The organism is Tolypothrix campylonemoides VB511288_2 (genome assembly GCF_045999855.1).
Taxonomy (GTDB): domain Bacteria; phylum Cyanobacteriota; class Cyanobacteriia; order Cyanobacteriales; family Nostocaceae; genus Scytonema; species Scytonema bouteillei_A.
Genome location: NZ_JBFPMW010000018.1, coordinates 57,952 through 77,395, shown reverse-complemented (window position 1 = coordinate 77,395; position 19,444 = coordinate 57,952). Strand labels below are relative to the sequence as shown.

The following is a 19,444-nucleotide window of genomic DNA, read 5'->3' as shown; positions in this document are numbered from 1 at the left end:
GATTCCCGAAAATTTAAGTTTTCTTGAAATAATTTTATATGTTTGAATGTCAAGTAGAGCTTCTTTCCCTTATAGAAGAGGATGGAGAAACAATTTATTTTTTGGTAGGTCAGTACAGTTTCGATCCAGGATTACAAATTGGTGAAGAAGTTTGGATTAATTGTGAAGTAGGAGGTGAAATTTTTTCTCTCAAAACTAAAGTAAGAGAACGCAAAAAAGAAATTTATCCCAAGGGTTCTCATTCACGAAATATCAATGAAAGTCTTTTTTTGCTAAGAATTTTTGTTGAAGCCGAAGATAGGGAAAGAATACTTGCGATTCAAGACTTTTTAGAACGTGTTTGCGAATTTACAACTAGAGGTGAATAGATATTTCACTGAAATGTTGATGGAGCTAACTTTCACGATCTCTTAAGGAAATAGATAAAAATCTATTTCTGAATATTTGAGAATATGCTCCCAGCAGAAATGTCGTTCGGAAAAATTTGATAAAAATAGCCCAAAATATGTTAATACAGAATATTTCTATTAACATACTGATTTGACAGACAACACTTTCTTAAGGTAAGGCATTGTTCCATCAAACAGCTAAAAACCTTTGAATCACATCCTGACTCAATTCATTAGTAAAACCCGAAGCAACGATACCGCCTTTTTGCATTGCGTAATAGTAATCGGCTTGGCGGACAAAATGTAAGTGTTGCTCTACTAACAAAACAGAAATACCAGTGGTAGCAACTATACCACGAACTGCTGCTTCAATTTCCAAGATAATTGAAGGTTGAATACCTTCAGTAGGTTCATCTAATAAAAGTAATTGGGGTTGACCCATTAAAGCACGAGCAATAGCTAGTTGTTGTTGCTGTCCGCCACTCAAGTCACCGCCCATTCGTGAAAGCATTGATTTCAACACGGGAAATAGGCTAAAAATTTCTTCAGGAATTTCTTGATTTTTTCTCCTGGCGGGTCTCGCTTCTAATCCCAGCAAGAGATTTTCTTTGACTGTCAGACGGGGAATAATTTCTCGTCCTTGGGGAACGTAACCAATTCCGAGCTTTGCTCTTCGATCTGGAGATTTTGAATTTATTAATTCTCCTGCAAAAGTGACTGTACCATTGCGGGGTTTGAGTAACCCTATAATTGTTTTCAGGAGGGTTGTTTTACCTACACCGTTACGTCCAATTAAGCAAACCATTTGCCCCATTGGTACGCTTAAATCTACATTACGTAGAATGTGGCTTTCACCGTAATAAACATCAAGATTAGAGATTTGTAACATTAAAAAGATTTGTGTATTGTGTTTGTTAATAAAATTTATGTCAATTTAGGATAACCTGTCCTAAATAAACTTCAATAACACGCTTGTCATTTTGTACTTCTTCGATAGTACCTTCACATAACACTGACCCTTCGTGCAAGACCGTTACTTTCCGAGCAATTTGACGTACAAATTCCATGTCATGTTCAATGACTAAAATTGAATGACTTTGTGATAGTGCTAAAAGAAGTTCTCCTATATTATATGTTTCTTCGTCTGTTAAACCAGCGACAGGTTCGTCAACAAGTAAGAGATCCGGAGATTGTGCGACTAACATCCCAATTTCTAAGCGTTGCTTTTCTCCGTGAGACAGAGAACTCGCTCGTCTGTCTGCTTTATCAGCTAAACCTATGGTTTCCAATAACCCTATAATGGTCTTCCTTTCAGCAGTAGTGGGATACTCGAACAAAGTAGAAAACACATTTTTATTGCGGTTACTGCTCAGTTCCAAGTTCTCGTAAGGTGTTAGGTTGAGATAGATGCGAGGAGTTTGGAATTTACGTCCGATTCCCCGTCTAGATATTTGATGTTCTGATAAAGAATACAAACTTTTGCCTTTGAAAAAAACTCTTCCCTCGGTTGGTTTCACTTTACCTGTAATAACATCAAGAAATGTCGTTTTTCCAGCGCCGTTGGGACCAATAACGACCCGTAATTCACCCGCCTCCATGCTAAAGTTTAGCTGATTGAGTGCCTTAAAGCCGTCAAAACTAACTGTGAGGTTTTTAGTTTCTAAAATTTTGGCGTTCATGCTGCACCTCAGAATTTTCTTCTATGCTGGGATAAGTGGCAATTTGCTGACGGCGTTGGAAAAGCTGAATTCCTTGAGTGCGAAACCACCCTACTACCCCATCAGGAAGAACAGTGACAACTATCAAAAATAACGCCCCTTGGAAAAGCAACCAAATTTCGGCAAATTGTTCGCTTAAAAAAGCACGAGCATAGTTGACTAACAAAGCTCCTAAAATGGCTCCGATTAAAGTAGCACGTCCTCCTACTGCTACCCAAATCACCATTTCAATGGAAAAGGCAATGTCCATTGCTCTCGGTGAGACAGAACCGCTTTGCAAAGCGTACAATGCTCCAGCTATACCCGCGATCGCTCCCGAAACTGCAAATACTAAAACTTTAAAATCTATTGGATTGTAACCAGAAAAACGCACTCGACTTTCATCATCACGAATTGCTATTAATAATCTTCCAAAGCGTCCGCTTGTCAACCAACGACAGAGTGCATAGCTAGCTGCAAGAAACAATACCGTGAGGCTGTAGAAAACAAATTGGGTGTTTGTATCGCTAACGGTTGCTCCAAATAAAGTTGTAAAATCGATCAACCCATTTGTACCGTTAAATAGCCCTTGCTGACCGTTAAAGAAGTTAAAAAATATAATTGTTGCGGCTTGAGTCAATATAGAAAAATACACTCCGCGAATTCGATTGCGAAATACCAAGTATCCGAGTAATCCTGCAAGTATTGCGGGAACCATCGCAACAGCTATAACTGCAAAAGGGAATGAGTAGAAAGGAGTCCAAAACCAGGGGAGTTCCGTAACACCATAAAGCTCCATGAAATCAGGTAACTCCCCTGGAGGAACTTGCAATTTCAGATGCATGGCAATTGCATAGCCACCCAAACCAAAGAAAATTCCGTGTCCCAAACTGAGTAACCCGGTGTAACCCCAAATCAAATCAATCCCCAAAGCAACAATAGCTAGGGACAAAAACCGCCCCAACAAATTCAGCCGAAACCCTGAAAGCAGGACTGGTACGATCGAGATGAGGATGAGAGCGATCGCCACTACCACCCCCACCTCAATTAAAATTAACCTTCTTCCCTTCCACCTCATCAAGTTGCGTTCATACATTGTACTTTCCCCCTTGTCTCCGTTGTCTCCCCCCTCTCCCTTGTCTCCCTATTACACATCAACACTACGACCTTTTTGAGGAAAAATTCCTCCAGGCTTTACCTGTAAAAACACGATAATCAGCGCAAACACCGTTGCTTTTGCCATACTCGTTGTTGCAAAGAACGCGAATAAATCAGCCAGGGGTTTAACAGGAGTCAACAACGAAGCCAAAGTTGCAGAACCAATCAAGTAATTCGCCGTACCAATTCCCAATGCAGCCACAATAGTTCCCACCAGATTACCCACACCACCTACAACAACAACCATAAAAGTATCGATAATGTAGTTTTGCCCTGTATTTGGTCCCACCGAACCGAGTAAAGCGATCGCACAACCAGCTACGCCAGCCAATCCCGAACCCAGTGCAAAAGTGATTGCATCAACTTTTTGAGTCGGGATGCCCAAACAAGCACTCATGTTTCGATTTTGCGTGACAGCGCGAATTCTTAATCCCCAATGAGAGCGTTGCAAAAATAGGTAAATGCCCGTTACGCATAGAATTGTTAAAGCAATAATAAATAATCTGGGGTAAGGCAATTGGACACCTGCTAAAGATATGCCATCTTGCAACCAACTAGGAGCAGTGACATCCAAATTTTGAGCGCCAAACCAAGGTTGAGTCATTGCTAACTTATAAGTTTCGCTCAAAAATTTACCTGTTGAGATTGCCACTCCTACTGACAGGAACAAAATCGCTGCTACAATCCAGTTCTGAACTCTGCCAAAATCCGTGCGCCTTTTTAAAATCCACAAACCGCCCAAAAACAACAGGCAAAACAGGGCAATTCCAATGACAAGCACCGAATTTACACTCCGAACAAACTGCTGCAAAATCAAACTCACGCCCCAAGTAGCCAGCAGAGTTTCTAAGGGACGCCCGTAGAGATATCGAATCACGCCCCGTTCTAGCAGCCATCCTACAGCCGCCGATATCGCAAAAGCGACAATCAGGGCAAAAAAGATATAAATTTCAAACCATACTCCGCCTAGTTGTTTGCAAGCATTTTGCACGACAAATGTTGCGTATGCTCCCAGCATCATCAACTCGCCATGCGCCATGTTGATAACGCCCATAAGTCCAAAGACAATAGCTAATCCTAGCGCTGCCATCAATAATACAGCACCAATACTAATGCCATTAAATACTGCTTCCAAAAACTCTGCGAACACGTTCTCCTCCCTAGTGGTTAGTAGTTAGTAGTTATTAGAACAACTAACTACTAACAACCAACAATTTACACCTTCTTATACTTACCGCCCTTCGCTGGATCTGACCAATCGCAAGAAAATGCTTTGGTCTCTTTCACAAATTGATTCCAAGGAATTGGTTCAACAGGAGCAGGAGTCGCATAGACAATATCAAATAAACCATCATCTCTCACCTGACCGATCCGCACAATTTTTGATAGGTGATGATTGGCATTCATGCTAACTTTGCCTGAAGGAGCATCCAAAGTTTGACCGTATGCTGCCAAACGTACCTTGGCTATATCGGTCGTCCCAGCTTTTTCTACTGCTTGTTTCCACAAATAAACACCCGTGTAAGCTGCTTCCATTGGATCGTTTGTCACCCGTTCTGTACCGTATGCTTTCTTAAAAGCTTCAACAAATTTCTTATTAGCAGGAGTGTCTACTGTTTGGAAATAGTTCCAGGCTGCGTAGTGACCTTTGAGATACTGCACGCCAATTGCTTTTACTTCTTCTTCAGCAATACTGACAGACATGGAAGGATATTTATCTGCTGTTAATCCCGCTGCTTTTAATTGTTTGAAAAAAGCGACGTTGCTATCACCATTTAGCGTATTGTAAATCACTCCACCATTTGGTAACGCTTGCTTGATTTTAGTAATAATAGGTGTTACCTCTGTGTTACCCAGTGGTAAGTAATCTTCTCCAACAGTTTTACCACCAAGTGCTTCTAGCTGAGATTTAATAATTTTGTTGGCTGTACGGGGAAAAACGTAATCAGAGCCGACTAAGAAGAATTCTTTGCCCTTATTTTTTAGCAACCAATCAATTGATGGTTCGATTTGCTGATTGGGAGCAGCACCAGTATAGAAGATATTTCGGGAACATTCTTGACCTTCATACTGCACTGGATACCAGAGCATATGGTCTTTGCTTTCAAATACTGATTTAACATTCTTACGGCTTGCAGAAGTCCAACAACCAAAAACAACGCTAACTTTATCTTGGTCGATTAATTTGGTAGCTTTTTCCCTAAAAGTGTCCCAGTTAGAAGCACCATCTTCAACAATAACTTCAATTTGCTTGCCTAAAATACCACCATCGGCGTTAATTTCTTTAATTGCTAATTTTTCAGCATCTACAACGCTTGTTTCACTAATTGCCATGGTGCCACTGAGGGAATGCAAAATTCCTACTTTGATCGTATTTCCAGTATTAGAAGCACTGACAGAAGAAGCCGCAGGCACTGAACTTTCTATATTATTATTTGAGCCATTGTTAGCACAACCTTTTAATAAAAGACTTGCACCAAAGGAAGCGGAACCGTAGACTAAAAACTTACGTCGATTAAATTGTTTTGTCATATCTAAATAATTTGGTTTTAAATGAATCAGCTAAATATGTATGCAGCTGATATAGCAATCCTGTTGGCTTTATGAAGTACATATAGGTTGGGCATTGGCGCATCAAACCCTTATGTAATGGGTAATACCAGCCCTACAGTACTAAAATTTTTCATGAATGAGTTAGGATTGCTATGTTGTTATTCATCGAATTGAAATCTTAGTGTTATATTTATCTGATAAAAAGTATATTTTGTTACTTTTTAAAAAATATTAAAACTTAATTAACCCGTATCGCTAACCACGAGCGATGATGGGGTGAAAAAGCCCCTTCTCCCCTTGGGAAAGGTTTGTGGTAGATCTGAGGCGGAGCCTGGAAAAGATAAGTAACGTGAGTTCGACGAACTCACGTTAAAGTAGGGTGGGCAAGGAAGAAAAAGCCCCTCTTTTCCCCTTATGGGAGAGGGGGTTAGGGGTGAAGGAGTTTCCAGTGGCAAAGCCACCGGGGCGAGAAGATAGCAAGAAGGTGGGTATTGCCCACCTAACATGAGGTTTTTACACGATGAAGTTGCAACTTTTTGATGCTGATGAAGTCGCAACAGATCAATTTGCGTGATTATTACTGCTGTAGTGAATCCTTGTACCAGCCCACAGCAATTTTTCTCGTAACGTCTGATAGTACGAGTTGTTTTCTCGTAGAATAATAAACTTAGCCCGAGAATCTGCCATGCGTATATCAACACGATGTCCGGGCCAAATGGAAGTCGCCAAAACCCCATCAGTCCATAGTTTGGTGCTGAGATCGTAATCACCTAAAGGCCAAACGCTGACAACGGAACCTGGGGGTAAAATCAGGGGGCGACTTGAAAGACTCATCGGACAAATAGGAGTGATGGTAATTGCTTCCATACCATCATGCACGATTGGACCGTTGGCAGAAACAGTGTAACCTGTTGAACCAGTGGGTGTAGAGATTATTAACCCATCGCCCTGATACTGATCCACAACCTCACCATCAATTTCCATTTCCAAAATTGAGGTGATCATGCGATCGGCAGAAGCGGGTTTGACACACATCTCATTTAAAGCAAAAAAGCGATCGCTCACTGGTTCTGAATTAGTACTGTTACCCTCAAACACTGCGGCTTGTAACATCATCCGACGTTGGATAGCGTAGCGATCTTCCAACAATCTTTCCCAAACTTTCTCAGTGTCTTTAAACTCTTCTGGTGATTCAGTAAGAAACCCCAGATGACCTCCCACATTAACAGCTAATATTGGGATGCCAGCTGAGGCTAAATGTCGCGCACCAGTTAAAACAGTACCGTCACCACCAAGTATCAAAGCCATGTCAATTGGCTGACCGGCAGAAGCCAAAAATACTGGATAAGGATTATCTTTTGGTCCGCTTGGTCCCATTAAAACTTGGCATTGGCGACTTTCTAGTTGCTTGGCACAAATTTCTGCCCAACGTTTGCTCTGGGGGTCTCGTGCTTTATAAGCAATAATTACCTGCTTGAGATCCACGAATTTACCACTTTAGGAGATTGAACTGCTCCATATCGACAGTATCGCGGTTGCGATAGATGGCAAGTACAATAGCCAAACCTACCGCTGCTTCTGCTGCCGCTACGGTGATCACAAAGATAGTGAATACCTGACCCTTAATTGCAGTTGAGTCTAGGTAGTTAGAAAAAGCCATTAAGTTCAAATTAACAGCATTGAGCAACAGCTCAATAGACATCAGGACTCGCACGGCATTACGGCTATTAATCAAACCGTAAATACCGATGCAAAACAAAGCTGCTGCTAGTAACAAAAAGTACTGGATTTGCATGAATCTTAATACCCCGATTGGCTAATTACTAATTCCCAGTTACTAAAAAGCTAATTGCTAATTGCCCTAATACCATTAGCTATTAGCCATTAGCCATCAGCACTACTGTATATTCCGACTTGCTTCGCCTACCGATACTAGTTCTCTAGGACGTTCTGGCAAAGTCAAAACGGTTTGCCGATCTTCAGAGAGAGTTTGCTCTGGCAAAAACTCGCGACGCGCCAAAATAATTGCGCCTACCATTGCCATTAACAGCAAAACAGACGCTAGTTCAAAAGGCAGTAAAAAGTCACTGAAGAAATGCTCGCCAATGAGAACAATAGAGTTTGCCACAGGTTGAGCGTTAGACAATGACCAAGGGGTTGCCAAAATCATCGTGCTTAAAAGCGCAAACAATCCCACGCTGACGACTGCTGTTAGTGCTTTACGTATCCAAGCCGTAGGAAAGGGTACAAAAGCTTGCCGCTTGTTTACTAACATAATGGCAAACAAAATCAACACGTTGACTGCACCAACATAAATGAGTAATTGTGCTGCTGCTACAAAATCAGCATTCAGCAACAGGTACAGACCAGCAATGCTGACAAATACACCTCCAAGTAAAAAGGCGGAGTAAACGATGTTCTCGATCAGGACAACACCCAATGCTGCCCCAATTAACATCACTGCTAATAGGCTAAAAGAAACAAACTGTACTCCTGCTGCTAGATTCACTTTTTTATTCCTTTGCTAATTGCTAAAAAGCTAATTGCTAATAGCTAATAGCTAATTGTTTCATGACTATTAGCTATTAACTCTTAGCGATTAGCCCTCTTTTTCCACAATATCTTCTGGGCGAGCACCAGGGCGAGGTGCATCTGCGGGTAGATCGTGGGGGTCCATGACACCTTTGGGTAGGTAAACCAGTTCGCGCAAAGGTGTCACCATGGGGTCAAGGGTGACTTTGTAAGGCAAACGACCTAATGCCACGCTGTCATAATTCAATTCATGACGGTCGTAGGTGGAAAGTTCGTAATCTTCTGTCATTGATAAGCAGTTAGTTGGACAATATTCCACACAGTTACCGCAGAAGATACAAACTCCGAAGTCAATGCTATAGTGTTTGAGCTTTTTCTTTTTGCTTCCTTTATCAAATTCCCAATCCACCACGGGTAGGTTGATGGGACACACTCGAACACAGACTTCGCAGGCAATGCACTTATCAAACTCAAAGTGAATCCTACCGCGAAACCGTTCGCTGGGAATCAGTTTTTCGTATGGGTATTGTACAGTTACCGGACGCCGCCGCATGTGGTCAAAAGTTACAGCTAACCCCTGACCGATATAGCGACCTGCTTGCACGGTTTCTTTGGCGTAATCACCAACTTGTTTCAGGAATTTCAACATTTTTGTGTCTCTCTCTTCAGAATTTTGGATTTTGGATTTTGGATTTTAGATTTCAGATCCAATCCAAAATCTAAAATCTCAAATCTAAAATTCGTTTATCCGCCAAAAGCGACGGGGAAAGCTATTTTCAGGGCTGCAGTTAGTAGCAAGTTAACCAAGCCTACTGGTAGCAGGAACTTCCATCCTAAATCTAGCAATTGGTCAATGCGAACTCGAGGCACCGTCCAACGTACTAATACCGCTAGAAAGACAAGGAAGTATGCTTTAAGTACGGTCATGGTAATTCCCAATGAGGCAGTTACAACCTGTAAAATGGGATTTGTTTCACTGACTCCAAATACATTAGCTAACAAATTTAGGGGAATGGGGAAATCCCAACCACCCAAGTACAAAACTGCAAACAGCAGGGCAGAAAGGACTAGGTTAACGTAAGAACTCAGGTAGAATAAACCAAATTTCATCCCGGAGTACTCAGTCTGATAACCTGCTACGAGTTCTTCTTCTGCTTCAGGTAAGTCAAAGGGCAAGCGTTCGCATTCAGCAAGGGCGGCGATCCAAAAGATGATGAAGCCAACTGGTTGCCGCCAGATGTTCCAGCCAAGAATGCCATAACCAGATTGCTGATTGACAATGTCAATGGTGCTGAGGCTGTTGGACATCATAGCTATTGCTAGCACCGAGAGTGCTAAGGGAATTTCATAGCTAATTGATTGTGCTGCTGCCCGCAAGCCCCCTAACAGAGAGTATTTGTTATTGGATGAGTAACCAGCCATTAACAAACCAATAGGCGCAACGCTAGACAGGGCAATCCATAAGAAAACCCCAAGCGAAACATCTGTAATGACTAGGTTCTGTCCGAAAGGCACAATCAAATAAGACAAAAACACCGGAATTGTCACAATGATTGGGCCGAGGGTAAACAGTATTCGATCGGACTTGGCTGGCACCACATCTTCTTTAAAAACCAGCTTAAGACCATCTGCTACAGGTGCGAGCAAACCAAAAGGACCTATGTACTCAGGACCAATTCTCTGCTGTGCTGCTGCTGAAATCTTTCGTTCCAGCCAAACGCAGACTAGTACTCCTACCGTGGCACCAATTATCATTAGTATCATCGGTAGTGGCATCCAAATGGCTTTAGCGGCATCGGCAGGCAGCCCTAACTCCATGAGAGATTCAATAAATGTTCCTTGCAGATCAATTCCTGAATTCATGTTCTACCAAGTTTATGAAGTATGAAGTGTGAAGTACGAAGTGTGAAGTATCAGGTATGAAGTATGGTATTTTACCCTTTATCCTTCATCCTTTACCCTTTATCCTTCATCCTTTCCTTTACCCTTGTATGTTAATAACTGTAAATTCACCTCTTACTATTTCTTTCTAAATCATGCAAAATTTAAGATCTTTTGCAATTCCCATGCCTAGTATACCGTTGGAGTGTTTGAGTCCCTTACTGAGCGGACAAGAAATTCTACCTATGGTATGAATTAGGATTTACTTATGGCGTTGGGGGATGCGGGGATGGGGAGACTGGGGAAAGGCACTTACAAACGCTCTGGCCAATCCCCCATCCCCAAGTCTCCTACCTCTTCTCAATTGGAGTGTAAGAAATAGAATGCTTGCCGTTATAAACTTGGGTGGGGCGATAAATCCGGTTTTCTTCTAGTTGTTCTTTCCAATGGGCTAACCAACCGGCAACACGGGCGATCGCAAATATTGGTGTAAACAAGTCTGTAGGGATTCCCAATTTTCTATACACCAAGCCGGAATAAAAGTCAACATTGGGATAAATACCTTTATGTCCCAATTTTTCCTCTACGACTCGTTCCATTTCTTGAGCGATGTCATAGTATTTATCCGGACCAAATTTATCAAACAGTTGCTCTGCCATATTCTGCAGAATGGTGGCACGCGGATCTTTTACCTTGTACACGCGATGACCAAACCCCATAATCTTGGCTTTGCGTTCGAGGCAATCCTCAATAAAAGGACGGACATTTTCTACAGTACCGATCGCCTCCAACATCTGAATCACTTCTTCATTTGCCCCTCCGTGTAGCGGTCCCCCTAAGGTTCCTACGGCACTAGCAACGACAGCATATGGATCTGTTAGGGTAGAGGCTGTGACTCTAGCACTGAATGTAGAAGCATTCATTGTATGTTCGGCGTGAAGTATCAAGCAAATATCAAATATTCGCGCCGCCAGTGCATCGGGTGCTTGCTCGTTGAGCATATACAAGAAATTAGCGGAATAATCCAAATCATCTCGAGGACGTACCGCATCATTACCGTTTCGCATCAATTGGAAAGCCGCCACCATTGTGGGAATCTTGGCTATGAGGCGAACAACAGCATCACGAATGTAGATTGGATTGTTCAAATCCCGACGCGAATAAAATAACCCCAATGCAGCCGCAGAGGCTTGTAAAGCATCCATTGGGTGACCGCTTTCGGGAAAGCATTTCATCATGTCGCTAATGCGATATTTGATCCGCCTGTGATTGCGAACCTCAGACTCAAATGCTGCCAATTCTTCGGATGTGGGCAATTCGCCCCAGATTAAGAGATAAGCAGTTTCTAAAAATGTACTCTTTTCTGCTAGTTCCTCAATCCGAATGCCACGGTATTCTAATATTCCCAAATGCCCATCAACACTGCTAATACTGGATTGGGCGGCGGGAATGCCATCCAGCCCAGGCTTGAATTCGCACACCATCATGGCAACACCATCTGTTTCGTAAAATATTTCTAAGAAAGCAACATCCCAGAAATTCTTATCACCATAACAGTATCCGTTTCCTTGGAATTTCTTTCAAAAACGTTGCACTACTGCTAAAGCAAGTACTTGGGTGGCGTCAACCAAAACATTTGACTGCAACCCAGAGGAGATCCCTTTTCTGGTAGTTTTACCCCGATCATACCTGCTTTTTTCAGGACTAAGGATGCTTTGTCTTGCCCCCAAACCAGAATTTCTGCCCAAGCGCTTAAATTTGGTTCGTGTCCCACCAATGCGAGTTGGGTGTCAGGCGCGTAATTTCTCGGTTCTAGCCATTGGGTCACCCAATTGTAGATCTGCCCTTGAGGAGCAAGATAGGTACATTCTTCAAGTTGAGAGCTCAGTCCCTCTGCTATAAGTATTTCTGCTGTTTGACGCGCTCTCACCAAGGGACTTGTAGCAATTAAATCAAAATGGAACCCCATTTGCTTGAGCCGATGGGCGACTTTCTCTGTTTTTTGCTTTCCCTCTTTTGTAAGACTTCGCTCTTCATCTTTTTTGATTTCTGGTTGTTTCTCTTCGGCTATGCCGTGACGGATTAAATATAGTTCCATTTTTTTATTGCTAATAGCTAATAGCTAATGGCTAATAGCCATTAGCCAATCGCTATTCCGACTGAATCGGATTATCTTTAGGGTTTACCAATCTCAAAAGCTTTTGCTTTATTTGAGCATCAAAAACTTCCCATTTCATTTTCGCATAAGCAGAATTCTCATTGCTGCCCGATAAGAAACCCATGGGAATCTCAAATCCACCTGCGCTTGTTCTCCCACCACCAAAAAAGCGCCCGCTACTATCTTGTCCAAAGGCTTCTTTGATAAATTCATCGGGGTCGAGCGTTAGCTTGGTGGTTCTGAGGGAACCAATCACAACTTCTAATTCTTCATCTTCATCATGAACTATGCCGTACACTACGGCAGTATGAACGTTTTCTTCTGTGACTAGAAAATCAGCCGCTTGAGGAATGGCATCACGGTCATCGTAGCGGAGGTAACCAACACCCGCAATGGAAAAATTATTTTGCACAATGCGGTTTTTTAGCGATCGCTCTATAACATCCATCACTCGTTTAGAACGATTCGCCTGCAGTACCGCATTTAGCAGTTGTGCGTCATAAAATCTACTCAGATACGCTGCTGCCATAAAATCATCTTCCTGTGCTTGCATCAGTCTATTGGTATCCGATCGCAAGCCATGCATCAAGGCTGTCGCGCATTTTACGTGTTGGTTAATACTACTATCAAGCGATAGCAATCCTGCCTGCAAGTACTGAGTAAAAATTGTTGCTGTTGCTCTGACAGAAGGTCGAATATCAACAAAGTCTGATTTGATATCGCTTTGCAAACTGTGATGGTCAATAATTGCTACCAAAGGAATACCCGCATTCTCTACCACAGGCATAAGCTGAGAAGTGGTTCCTTGATTATCTATCAGTACAAAACCTTGATAGGATGAGGGCAAATCTTTGCCTTTTAGTGTTTGCAACGTCCAACGCTGGGCGGGTAAATTCGTGAGCTTTACCAAAGCGATGTTTTCTTGATGGCTCAAAGCTCCCGCGTATACAATATCACACTTGATGTCGTATTGCTGTGCAATGAGTTGGTATGTCCAAGCAGAAGACAAAGCATCAGGATCGGGAAAATCTTGCAAGACGATCAAATGTCGTTCCTGTCGGTGGGCTAGAAGCATAGCACGCAGTTCTTCCGCTTTGCGATCGCTTGCTCCACCGTTACGCTGATTTAAAGAATTTCCTGACTCATTAGTCAACGTTGTTGTACTTGATTGTCGATTGAGCGGAACTTCAATTGAGTCTTTATCGTCTACCTCACCATCCTCTGATGTTGAATCTGTTAGTACTGGAAAATTTTCAAACTGGGTTAGGGAAGAATTCACTTGCATATCTAAGGTCTTTAAGAGTGTGGGGCTTCCTGTTCTTCGCTAAGAAATATTACAGGTTGTAATTTGCTACTTCAGCCACACATCTACAATCTTCGCAGAATTATTCCAGACTGGCACTATATTTGTCAGTCTATATCTTAAGTATTTTTTCACTCAACTTGATATTATTGGGTTGCTGAACTCTGGCAAAATACGTTGTGTCGCCCAAACTTGGCAAATTCTTAGCGTACCCTGGTTGCCTTTTCGCCAATCCATGTTATATTAACAAAGTTGCTTGAAAGGATGCAAAAAATTTTGCAGCCTCATCTGTCAACTTCAGACGTTTGCGTCTGGGTTAAAGTCACAGATCGACAAAGCTTCACCAAGCTAGGGCAACAACGCGATGGCTGACAATGCGCCGCCGTTCTCAGATAGGAACAAGGTATGTCAGAGTCCGATAACGTATTTTTGCCATTCTTTGTGCAATCCACTCTTGAGATGTTTGCTGACCTCGAAATAGAGACTGCTGTAAGGTCTTCGGGGATGATGGCGTAACATCATGTGAGCTTCACTCGGTGTACGATTTCCCTTTTTGACATTACAGCGAACGCAGGCTGTCACTATGTTTTCCCAAGTATCGCCGCCCCCACGCGATCGCGGTACAACATGGTCTAGCGTCAAGTCATCTCCCGTGTAACCGCAGTATTGGCACGTATGACCGTCCCGATGCAGGAGATTCCGTCGAGTGAGAGGAATTTCCTTATAGGGAACGCGAACGTAATGTCGTAACCTAATAACGGTCGGAAGTGGAAAGCCAGAATAGAGTTGCTTGTTATTGATTTCAACCCTTTCAGCTTTGCCTTTTATCAACAAGACCACGGCTCGCCGCCAGCTCGTGATATTGAGCGGTTCGTAAGAGGCGTTTAGAACTAAAACCTTCCCCATTGATAAGCGCTCAAGCTATTAATTTTACATATATTAACACAAATCTATCCTCCTATGGTGATGAGGATAAATTATACTTCCTACAAAAGCAGGAATTGAGGAAATAGTCAAGGGTTAGTGGTTGGTGGTGAGTCTAGTCCTGTAGGTGCGGTTCCCGCTGCCTAGGGACTAGCGTATAGCCCTTGCGGGCATAGCTTCGTCGCATCGTATAGCGTGTGCTTTGCACATAGGACATTTCTCCTTCATCTTCCTACTCCCTACCTCCCCTCAGTCTCTACTCCTCACTCAAGTTGTGAGATTTTTACAAAGAAGGTTAAACTTTCCGATTATCGAGAAAGATTGCGAGTATTGGGAATAATACTTACAACTAAAAAGTGGTGTGATAGGAGAATAAGCAAAAATGCTAAGCCACGAGAAAAATCATCTTACCTTCGATCGGCAGAATCATAGCTATGCCTGGATGTCCCAACGTGCTTGGGTAGAAATCGATTTAGAAGCACTGTCCCATAATGTGCGTCAACTGATAAAGTTACTGTCGCCAAGTACCCAACTTATGGCGGTCGTGAAAGCTGATGCTTACGGACATGGAGCGATCGTTGTGGCTCAAACAGCTTTAGAAGCAGGTGCAAGTTTGCTTGGAGTTGCTACAGTCCCAGAGGGAATTCAATTAAGAGAAGCAGGTATTAAAAGTCCAATTTTGATTCTAGGAGCAACCCACACGCCAGAACAAATCCAAGCTATTGCACATTGGAAACTTCAACCAACACTGACAAGCCCCAAACAAGCTTTAGTATTTTCCAATACTCTAGAAGAGATTAACTGTGATTCTCCCTTACCCGTACATATTAAGTTAGATACGGGAATGTCAAGGTTGGGAACAAATTGGCAAGAAGCTAGTGAGTTTGTTCAGCTAGTGCAGCGTTTGCCACATCTTGCTATTAAGAGCATTTATTCTCACCTTGCAACAGCCGATAGCCCGGACACTACTGTGATGAAACAGCAACAGCAGAGGTTTGAAAATGCGATCGCTCAAATTAAAGCTTTGGGGATAGAACCTCCTTGTTTGCATCTAGCAAACTCAGCAGCCACTCTAAGCGATAAGTCATTACATTACGACATGGTGCGTGCGGGTTTAGCACTCTACGGTCTTTACCCAGCTATTCATTTAGAATCTAGCATCGATCTCAAGCCAGTCATGCAAGTAAAAGCCCGAGTTACCCAAGTAAAAACTATTGCTCCCGGAACGGGCGTCAGCTACGGTCATCATTTTATAGCACCGCAAGAACTCCGCTTAGCCGTAGTGGGAATTGGTTATGCTGACGGCATACCTCGCAATCTTTCCAATAAAATGCAAGTGTTGATTCGAGGTCAGCGAGTGCCGCAAATTGGTGCAATTACAATGGATCAGTTGATGCTAGATATCAGTGCATTACCAGATATACAAGAAGGCGAAGTTGTGACTTTACTGGGGAAAGAAGGAGAAGAACAAATTTCTGCTGAAGATTGGGCAAATCAGCTAAATACAATTTCTTGGGAAATTCTGTGTGGCTTTAAGCATCGCTTACCGCGTGTAGCATTGGGGAATGGCTAATGGCTAATGGCTAATGGCTAATGGCTAATGGCTAATGGCTAATGGTGAGTCCAGAGAAAGCAGGCGGTGAGACCAGTGCTGTAGGCGGGTCTCCCGCGACCACCGGGACTGGCGAACAAGGGAGGGCGAACAAGGGAGGGGTTTCCCGCGATCACCGGGACTGGCGAACAAGGGAGGGCTAATGGCTGATGGTTAATTAACAATTAGCTATTAGCTATTAGCCATTAGCAACCAAAAACTTACTTGCTACAATTAATTTCTTGTGATAGTATAGACTACTAATGCGGATGTGGCGGAATTGGCAGACGCGCTAGATTTAGGTTCTAGTACCGCAAGGTGTGAAGGTTCAAGTCCTTTCATCCGCATAGCAATTATTTAATACCTATTTAAAGAGAGATACCAGTTAAGGTTTCCAGAACCTTAAGGACTGGTGTATCTTGCTATGCCTGTAAAGTTTTTTTTCGTATAAAATAAACATATTTTCTTCAGTATTGCAGCCTCTGTCTTCTACCTTTCTTAACTCAAATTTTTCTGTCTTCTACGTGCAAGGATAGAGTGCTTTCTGAAAACCTTTTGATACCCTGTAAGGTTAACTAAAAGTTATCCGGAAGTTTTTTGACAATTATGCTGTTAAATTTTGTTTCGTATAAAGTTCAACTACACGATTTTCATTCGTACAGTTAATATCATAGCTGGCAAATGTACCTGAGAGGGTATATAACAGACAGTGGCACTATTCTATGGTGAGGGCATTTTTATGTTTGGTTTACATATTTTGCAAGTAAAAATACTGATGATAGGGTAAATAACCCCTGAAACATTATCTTGTCCTGAGAAACCGTACTATACTGAAAGATAAGTACTTAAAATAGCAGGTTCGCCCTTGCAAGTCAAAGTCACTCATCTACAGTATTACTTCGGTTGCTGTCAAACAAGTTCTCTTTAGGTAGATGATTTCATCTAGTCTTTACACTTTTTTTACTTGCCGTGTAAAAATGTCTGCTAATCTCAGTATCATTAGTAAATTTCATGGCTATTGACGCGTTAACTGAGATTTTTCATCTTAAAAGAAGGGTGCTACCACTGAGTTTCCTGCAAGCCTCAAAGTCACAATTTTGTATTCTTTGCAACAAAGATTTTAGCAAATTCTATTGACTTGTAGGGAAACTCTGTAACAGATAAGCTCACACCTAATTGAATTTAGCCAAAAACAGCACTCATGAGCACAACTCCTATAGGTAGCTACAAGTTTTTTCAAAAACTACATCCGCTATCTCTATTAGCACAACTGACTAGTCGGCGTGCTACAGGCTGCTTACAAGTATTCACAGAGTCAGTGTCTTGGTCAATCTATCTAGAAGACGGTAAACTTATTTATGCGTCCTCAGATAAAATGTTTGACCGACTTGAGAATCATGCTTCTCGCCTAAGTCAGCAATTGCCCACGCTCAACAGTACAATTATGATGCAGGTACGGCTGATATTTGAAGCAAACGGCGACGATGGCTCCATACCTGTACCAGATTATCAAGCTATTTGCTGGTTGGTAAATGAGGAATATATAACTCCTCCTCAAGCAGCCATATTGATTGATGAAATGGCTAAGGAAGTACTGGAGGCATTTCTTGCTATTAAACAAGGGAACTACGAATTCAATGGAGAATCTCCCTTGAATCAAATGCCTAGATTTTGCCGATTGGATTTGCGATTGCTTGTGGAACACTGCCAAAAGCAACTTCGCAATCGACAAAATCCTCAAGCGACGGTTACCGCACAAGCTCATGCTCCTGCTTACTATTCAACACCTGTTTCACAGACCCAAGTTCAGCCATCATCTCAACTGAAACTAGGGGAACAATTGCAGAATACGAACCATTTTGAAAATTCTCATTTCAATGGTAGTAAATACCAACAACAAAGTAGTAAAAACACTTACACCGTTGCTTGTATTGACGACAGCCCAACGGTACTAAATTCTATCAAACACTTTTTAGACGAAAGCGCGTTTTCAGTAGTGACGATTAACGATCCGGTGAAAGCGCTCATGCAAATACTACGTAGCAAGCCGGATATCATATTACTAGATGTTGAGATGCCTAACCTGGATGGTTACGAGCTATGCTCTTTGTTACGAAGGCATTCGGCTTTTAAAAATACTCCCATCATTATGGTGACTGGCAGAACGGGATTTATAGACCGAGCCAAAGCAAAAATGGTCAGAGCATCGGGGTATTTAACAAAGCCGTTTTCCCAGTCAGATTTGCTAAAAATGGTGTTTAAGCACATTGGCACTTAAGTAACAAACAGGAAAATTTCATCATTTATTAGGAGAGTTAGGAGTGAGTATTACTTTGTTAGGCACAATTTTGATTGTTGAAGATTCTCCCAGTGAATTGGAGTTAATGAGCCATTATCTTAAAGAAAGTGGTTACAACGTAATTAAAGCGGCTGGCGCAAAAGAAGCTTTAGAAAAAGCTCAATCACACAACCCGGATGTGATAGTCACAGATGTTGTTATGCCGGGAATGAGTGGTTTTGAACTGTGTCGTTCCTTGAAAAGAAATCCGAGCACACAAAAAGTTCCAATCGTGATATGTAGTTCTAAAAACCAGGAAATTGACCGATTATGGGCAATGCGACAAGGAGCTGATGCTTATGTAACAAAACCTTACACTCGCGAACAGCTCCTCCGGGCTATTAAATCTGTGGCGATTTAATTCTAATGAACAGTTCTAAAATTACTCTTTCGACAAAACTTACTCAAAATAACTTGGGAGATGGTTATCTCAAGTTTCAGTTAAACAGACAAACGTCCGCCGTGTTGCCGATGAGGCACACGCAAGAAGCAATTATCGTGCCGATTGAAGCCATAACATCAATGCCCAATATGCCCGGTTGCGTATTGGGGTTAATGAATTGGCGGAGCCGGATAGTTTGGGCTATTGATTTGCCAAGAATGTTCAATTTGGAATATCTTGACAATCGGTTGCGACAGTATAACGTAATTATTATTCGGGTGGATACATTACTTTTGGGCTTGGTTGTACAAGAAATACAAGGTACAACTAAGTTTATGCCGGATGATATACGCTCTCCTGTAGGACAAGTGGCATCTAGTTTGATTCCCTATTTACGCGGGTGTGTTGTTCAACAAAAAGAAATTTTACTGGTGTTAGATGCACAGGCTATTGTGCAATCTTCTATTCTCCGCAGTGATTAGGGTGTACTACTAAGAAAAACTGTTTTAAGTATGTTTATTCATCACCTCAGGAGAAT

The 19,444-nt window shown here is 42.1% G+C and carries 19 protein-coding genes and 1 tRNA gene; 6 read left to right on the top strand and 14 right to left on the bottom strand.

Annotated features, from left to right (window positions below):
- Positions 1-38 precede the first annotated feature (38 nt).
- The gene (locus AB0756_RS36205) at positions 39-368 is read left to right on the top strand and encodes a hypothetical protein (RefSeq protein ID WP_038093158.1); all 330 of its coding nucleotides are present in this window, start codon (positions 39-41) and stop codon (positions 366-368) included.
- A gap of 211 nt (positions 369-579) precedes the next feature.
- Here AB0756_RS36205 and urtE read toward each other — a convergent pair whose 3' ends face one another.
- From urtE to AB0756_RS36135, 14 genes are all read right to left on the bottom strand, one after another.
- Positions 580-1,278, bottom strand: a complete 699-nt coding sequence (gene urtE / locus AB0756_RS36200; RefSeq protein WP_038093161.1) for an urea ABC transporter ATP-binding subunit UrtE — start codon at positions 1,276-1,278, stop codon at positions 580-582.
- A 40-nt stretch (positions 1,279-1,318) separates the two neighbouring features.
- A complete protein-coding gene (gene urtD, locus AB0756_RS36195; protein ID WP_038093163.1) occupies positions 1,319-2,068 on the bottom strand; it encodes an urea ABC transporter ATP-binding protein UrtD in 750 nt (249 codons plus the stop codon).
- Entirely contained in the window at positions 2,043-3,164 is a 1,122-nt protein-coding gene (gene urtC, locus AB0756_RS36190) for an urea ABC transporter permease subunit UrtC (protein ID WP_050045367.1), read from the bottom strand. Before urtC ends, urtD begins: the two co-directional genes overlap by 26 nt.
- Before the next feature lie 69 nt (positions 3,165-3,233).
- Entirely contained in the window at positions 3,234-4,394 is a 1,161-nt protein-coding gene (locus AB0756_RS36185) for an ABC transporter permease subunit (RefSeq protein WP_038093167.1), read from the bottom strand.
- Positions 4,395-4,459: 65 nt separating this feature from the next.
- Positions 4,460-5,776, bottom strand: coding sequence for an urea ABC transporter substrate-binding protein (gene urtA / locus AB0756_RS36180; RefSeq protein ID WP_038093170.1), 1,317 nt, complete (start codon positions 5,774-5,776; stop codon positions 4,460-4,462).
- A gap of 582 nt (positions 5,777-6,358) precedes the next feature.
- Complete coding sequence (locus AB0756_RS36175; protein WP_038093173.1) at positions 6,359-7,282, bottom strand: NAD(+) kinase; 924 nt, start codon at positions 7,280-7,282, stop codon at positions 6,359-6,361.
- A gap of 4 nt (positions 7,283-7,286) precedes the next feature.
- On the bottom strand, positions 7,287-7,592 hold the full coding sequence (gene nuoK, locus AB0756_RS36170; RefSeq protein WP_038093176.1) for an NADH-quinone oxidoreductase subunit NuoK: 306 nt from the start codon (positions 7,590-7,592) through the stop codon (positions 7,287-7,289).
- Between the two features lie 102 nt (positions 7,593-7,694).
- Positions 7,695-8,306, bottom strand: a complete 612-nt coding sequence (locus tag AB0756_RS36165; protein WP_038093180.1) for an NADH-quinone oxidoreductase subunit J — start codon at positions 8,304-8,306, stop codon at positions 7,695-7,697.
- A gap of 90 nt (positions 8,307-8,396) precedes the next feature.
- On the bottom strand, positions 8,397-8,978 hold the full coding sequence (ndhI, locus tag AB0756_RS36160; protein WP_038093183.1) for an NAD(P)H-quinone oxidoreductase subunit I: 582 nt from the start codon (positions 8,976-8,978) through the stop codon (positions 8,397-8,399).
- A gap of 95 nt (positions 8,979-9,073) precedes the next feature.
- Positions 9,074-10,192, bottom strand: coding sequence for an NADH-quinone oxidoreductase subunit NuoH (gene nuoH / locus AB0756_RS36155; RefSeq protein ID WP_038093186.1), 1,119 nt, complete (start codon positions 10,190-10,192; stop codon positions 9,074-9,076).
- 368 nt (positions 10,193-10,560) lie between these two features.
- Positions 10,561-11,697, bottom strand: a complete 1,137-nt coding sequence (locus AB0756_RS36150; protein WP_038093189.1) for a citrate synthase — start codon at positions 11,695-11,697, stop codon at positions 10,561-10,563.
- A gap of 113 nt (positions 11,698-11,810) precedes the next feature.
- Positions 11,811-12,308: a phosphohistidine phosphatase SixA gene (sixA, locus tag AB0756_RS36145; protein ID WP_038093192.1), complete on the bottom strand. Its 498-nt coding sequence runs from the start codon at positions 12,306-12,308 to the stop codon at positions 11,811-11,813.
- Positions 12,309-12,360: 52 nt separating this feature from the next.
- A complete protein-coding gene (locus AB0756_RS36140; protein ID WP_050045292.1) occupies positions 12,361-13,653 on the bottom strand; it encodes a DHH family phosphoesterase in 1,293 nt (430 codons plus the stop codon).
- A gap of 426 nt (positions 13,654-14,079) precedes the next feature.
- Positions 14,080-14,577, bottom strand: coding sequence for an HNH endonuclease (locus AB0756_RS36135; protein WP_038108409.1), 498 nt, complete (start codon positions 14,575-14,577; stop codon positions 14,080-14,082).
- Between the two features lie 400 nt (positions 14,578-14,977).
- On the opposite strand from AB0756_RS36135, the gene alr reads away from it, so the two are divergent.
- The 5 genes from alr (at position 14,978) to AB0756_RS36110 (ending at position 19,388) form a co-directional block, all read left to right on the top strand.
- On the top strand, positions 14,978-16,168 hold the full coding sequence (gene alr, locus AB0756_RS36130; RefSeq protein WP_038108408.1) for an alanine racemase: 1,191 nt from the start codon (positions 14,978-14,980) through the stop codon (positions 16,166-16,168).
- A 283-nt stretch (positions 16,169-16,451) separates the two neighbouring features.
- A tRNA-Leu gene (locus tag AB0756_RS36125) sits at positions 16,452-16,533 on the top strand.
- A gap of 854 nt (positions 16,534-17,387) precedes the next feature.
- Positions 17,388-18,464, top strand: coding sequence for a response regulator (locus AB0756_RS36120; protein WP_038089364.1), 1,077 nt, complete (start codon positions 17,388-17,390; stop codon positions 18,462-18,464).
- Positions 18,465-18,507: 43 nt separating this feature from the next.
- Entirely contained in the window at positions 18,508-18,885 is a 378-nt protein-coding gene (locus AB0756_RS36115; RefSeq protein WP_038089367.1) for a response regulator, read from the top strand.
- 5 nt (positions 18,886-18,890) lie between these two features.
- Entirely contained in the window at positions 18,891-19,388 is a 498-nt protein-coding gene (locus AB0756_RS36110) for a chemotaxis protein CheW (protein WP_038089370.1), read from the top strand.
- Positions 19,389-19,444 lie beyond the last annotated feature (56 nt).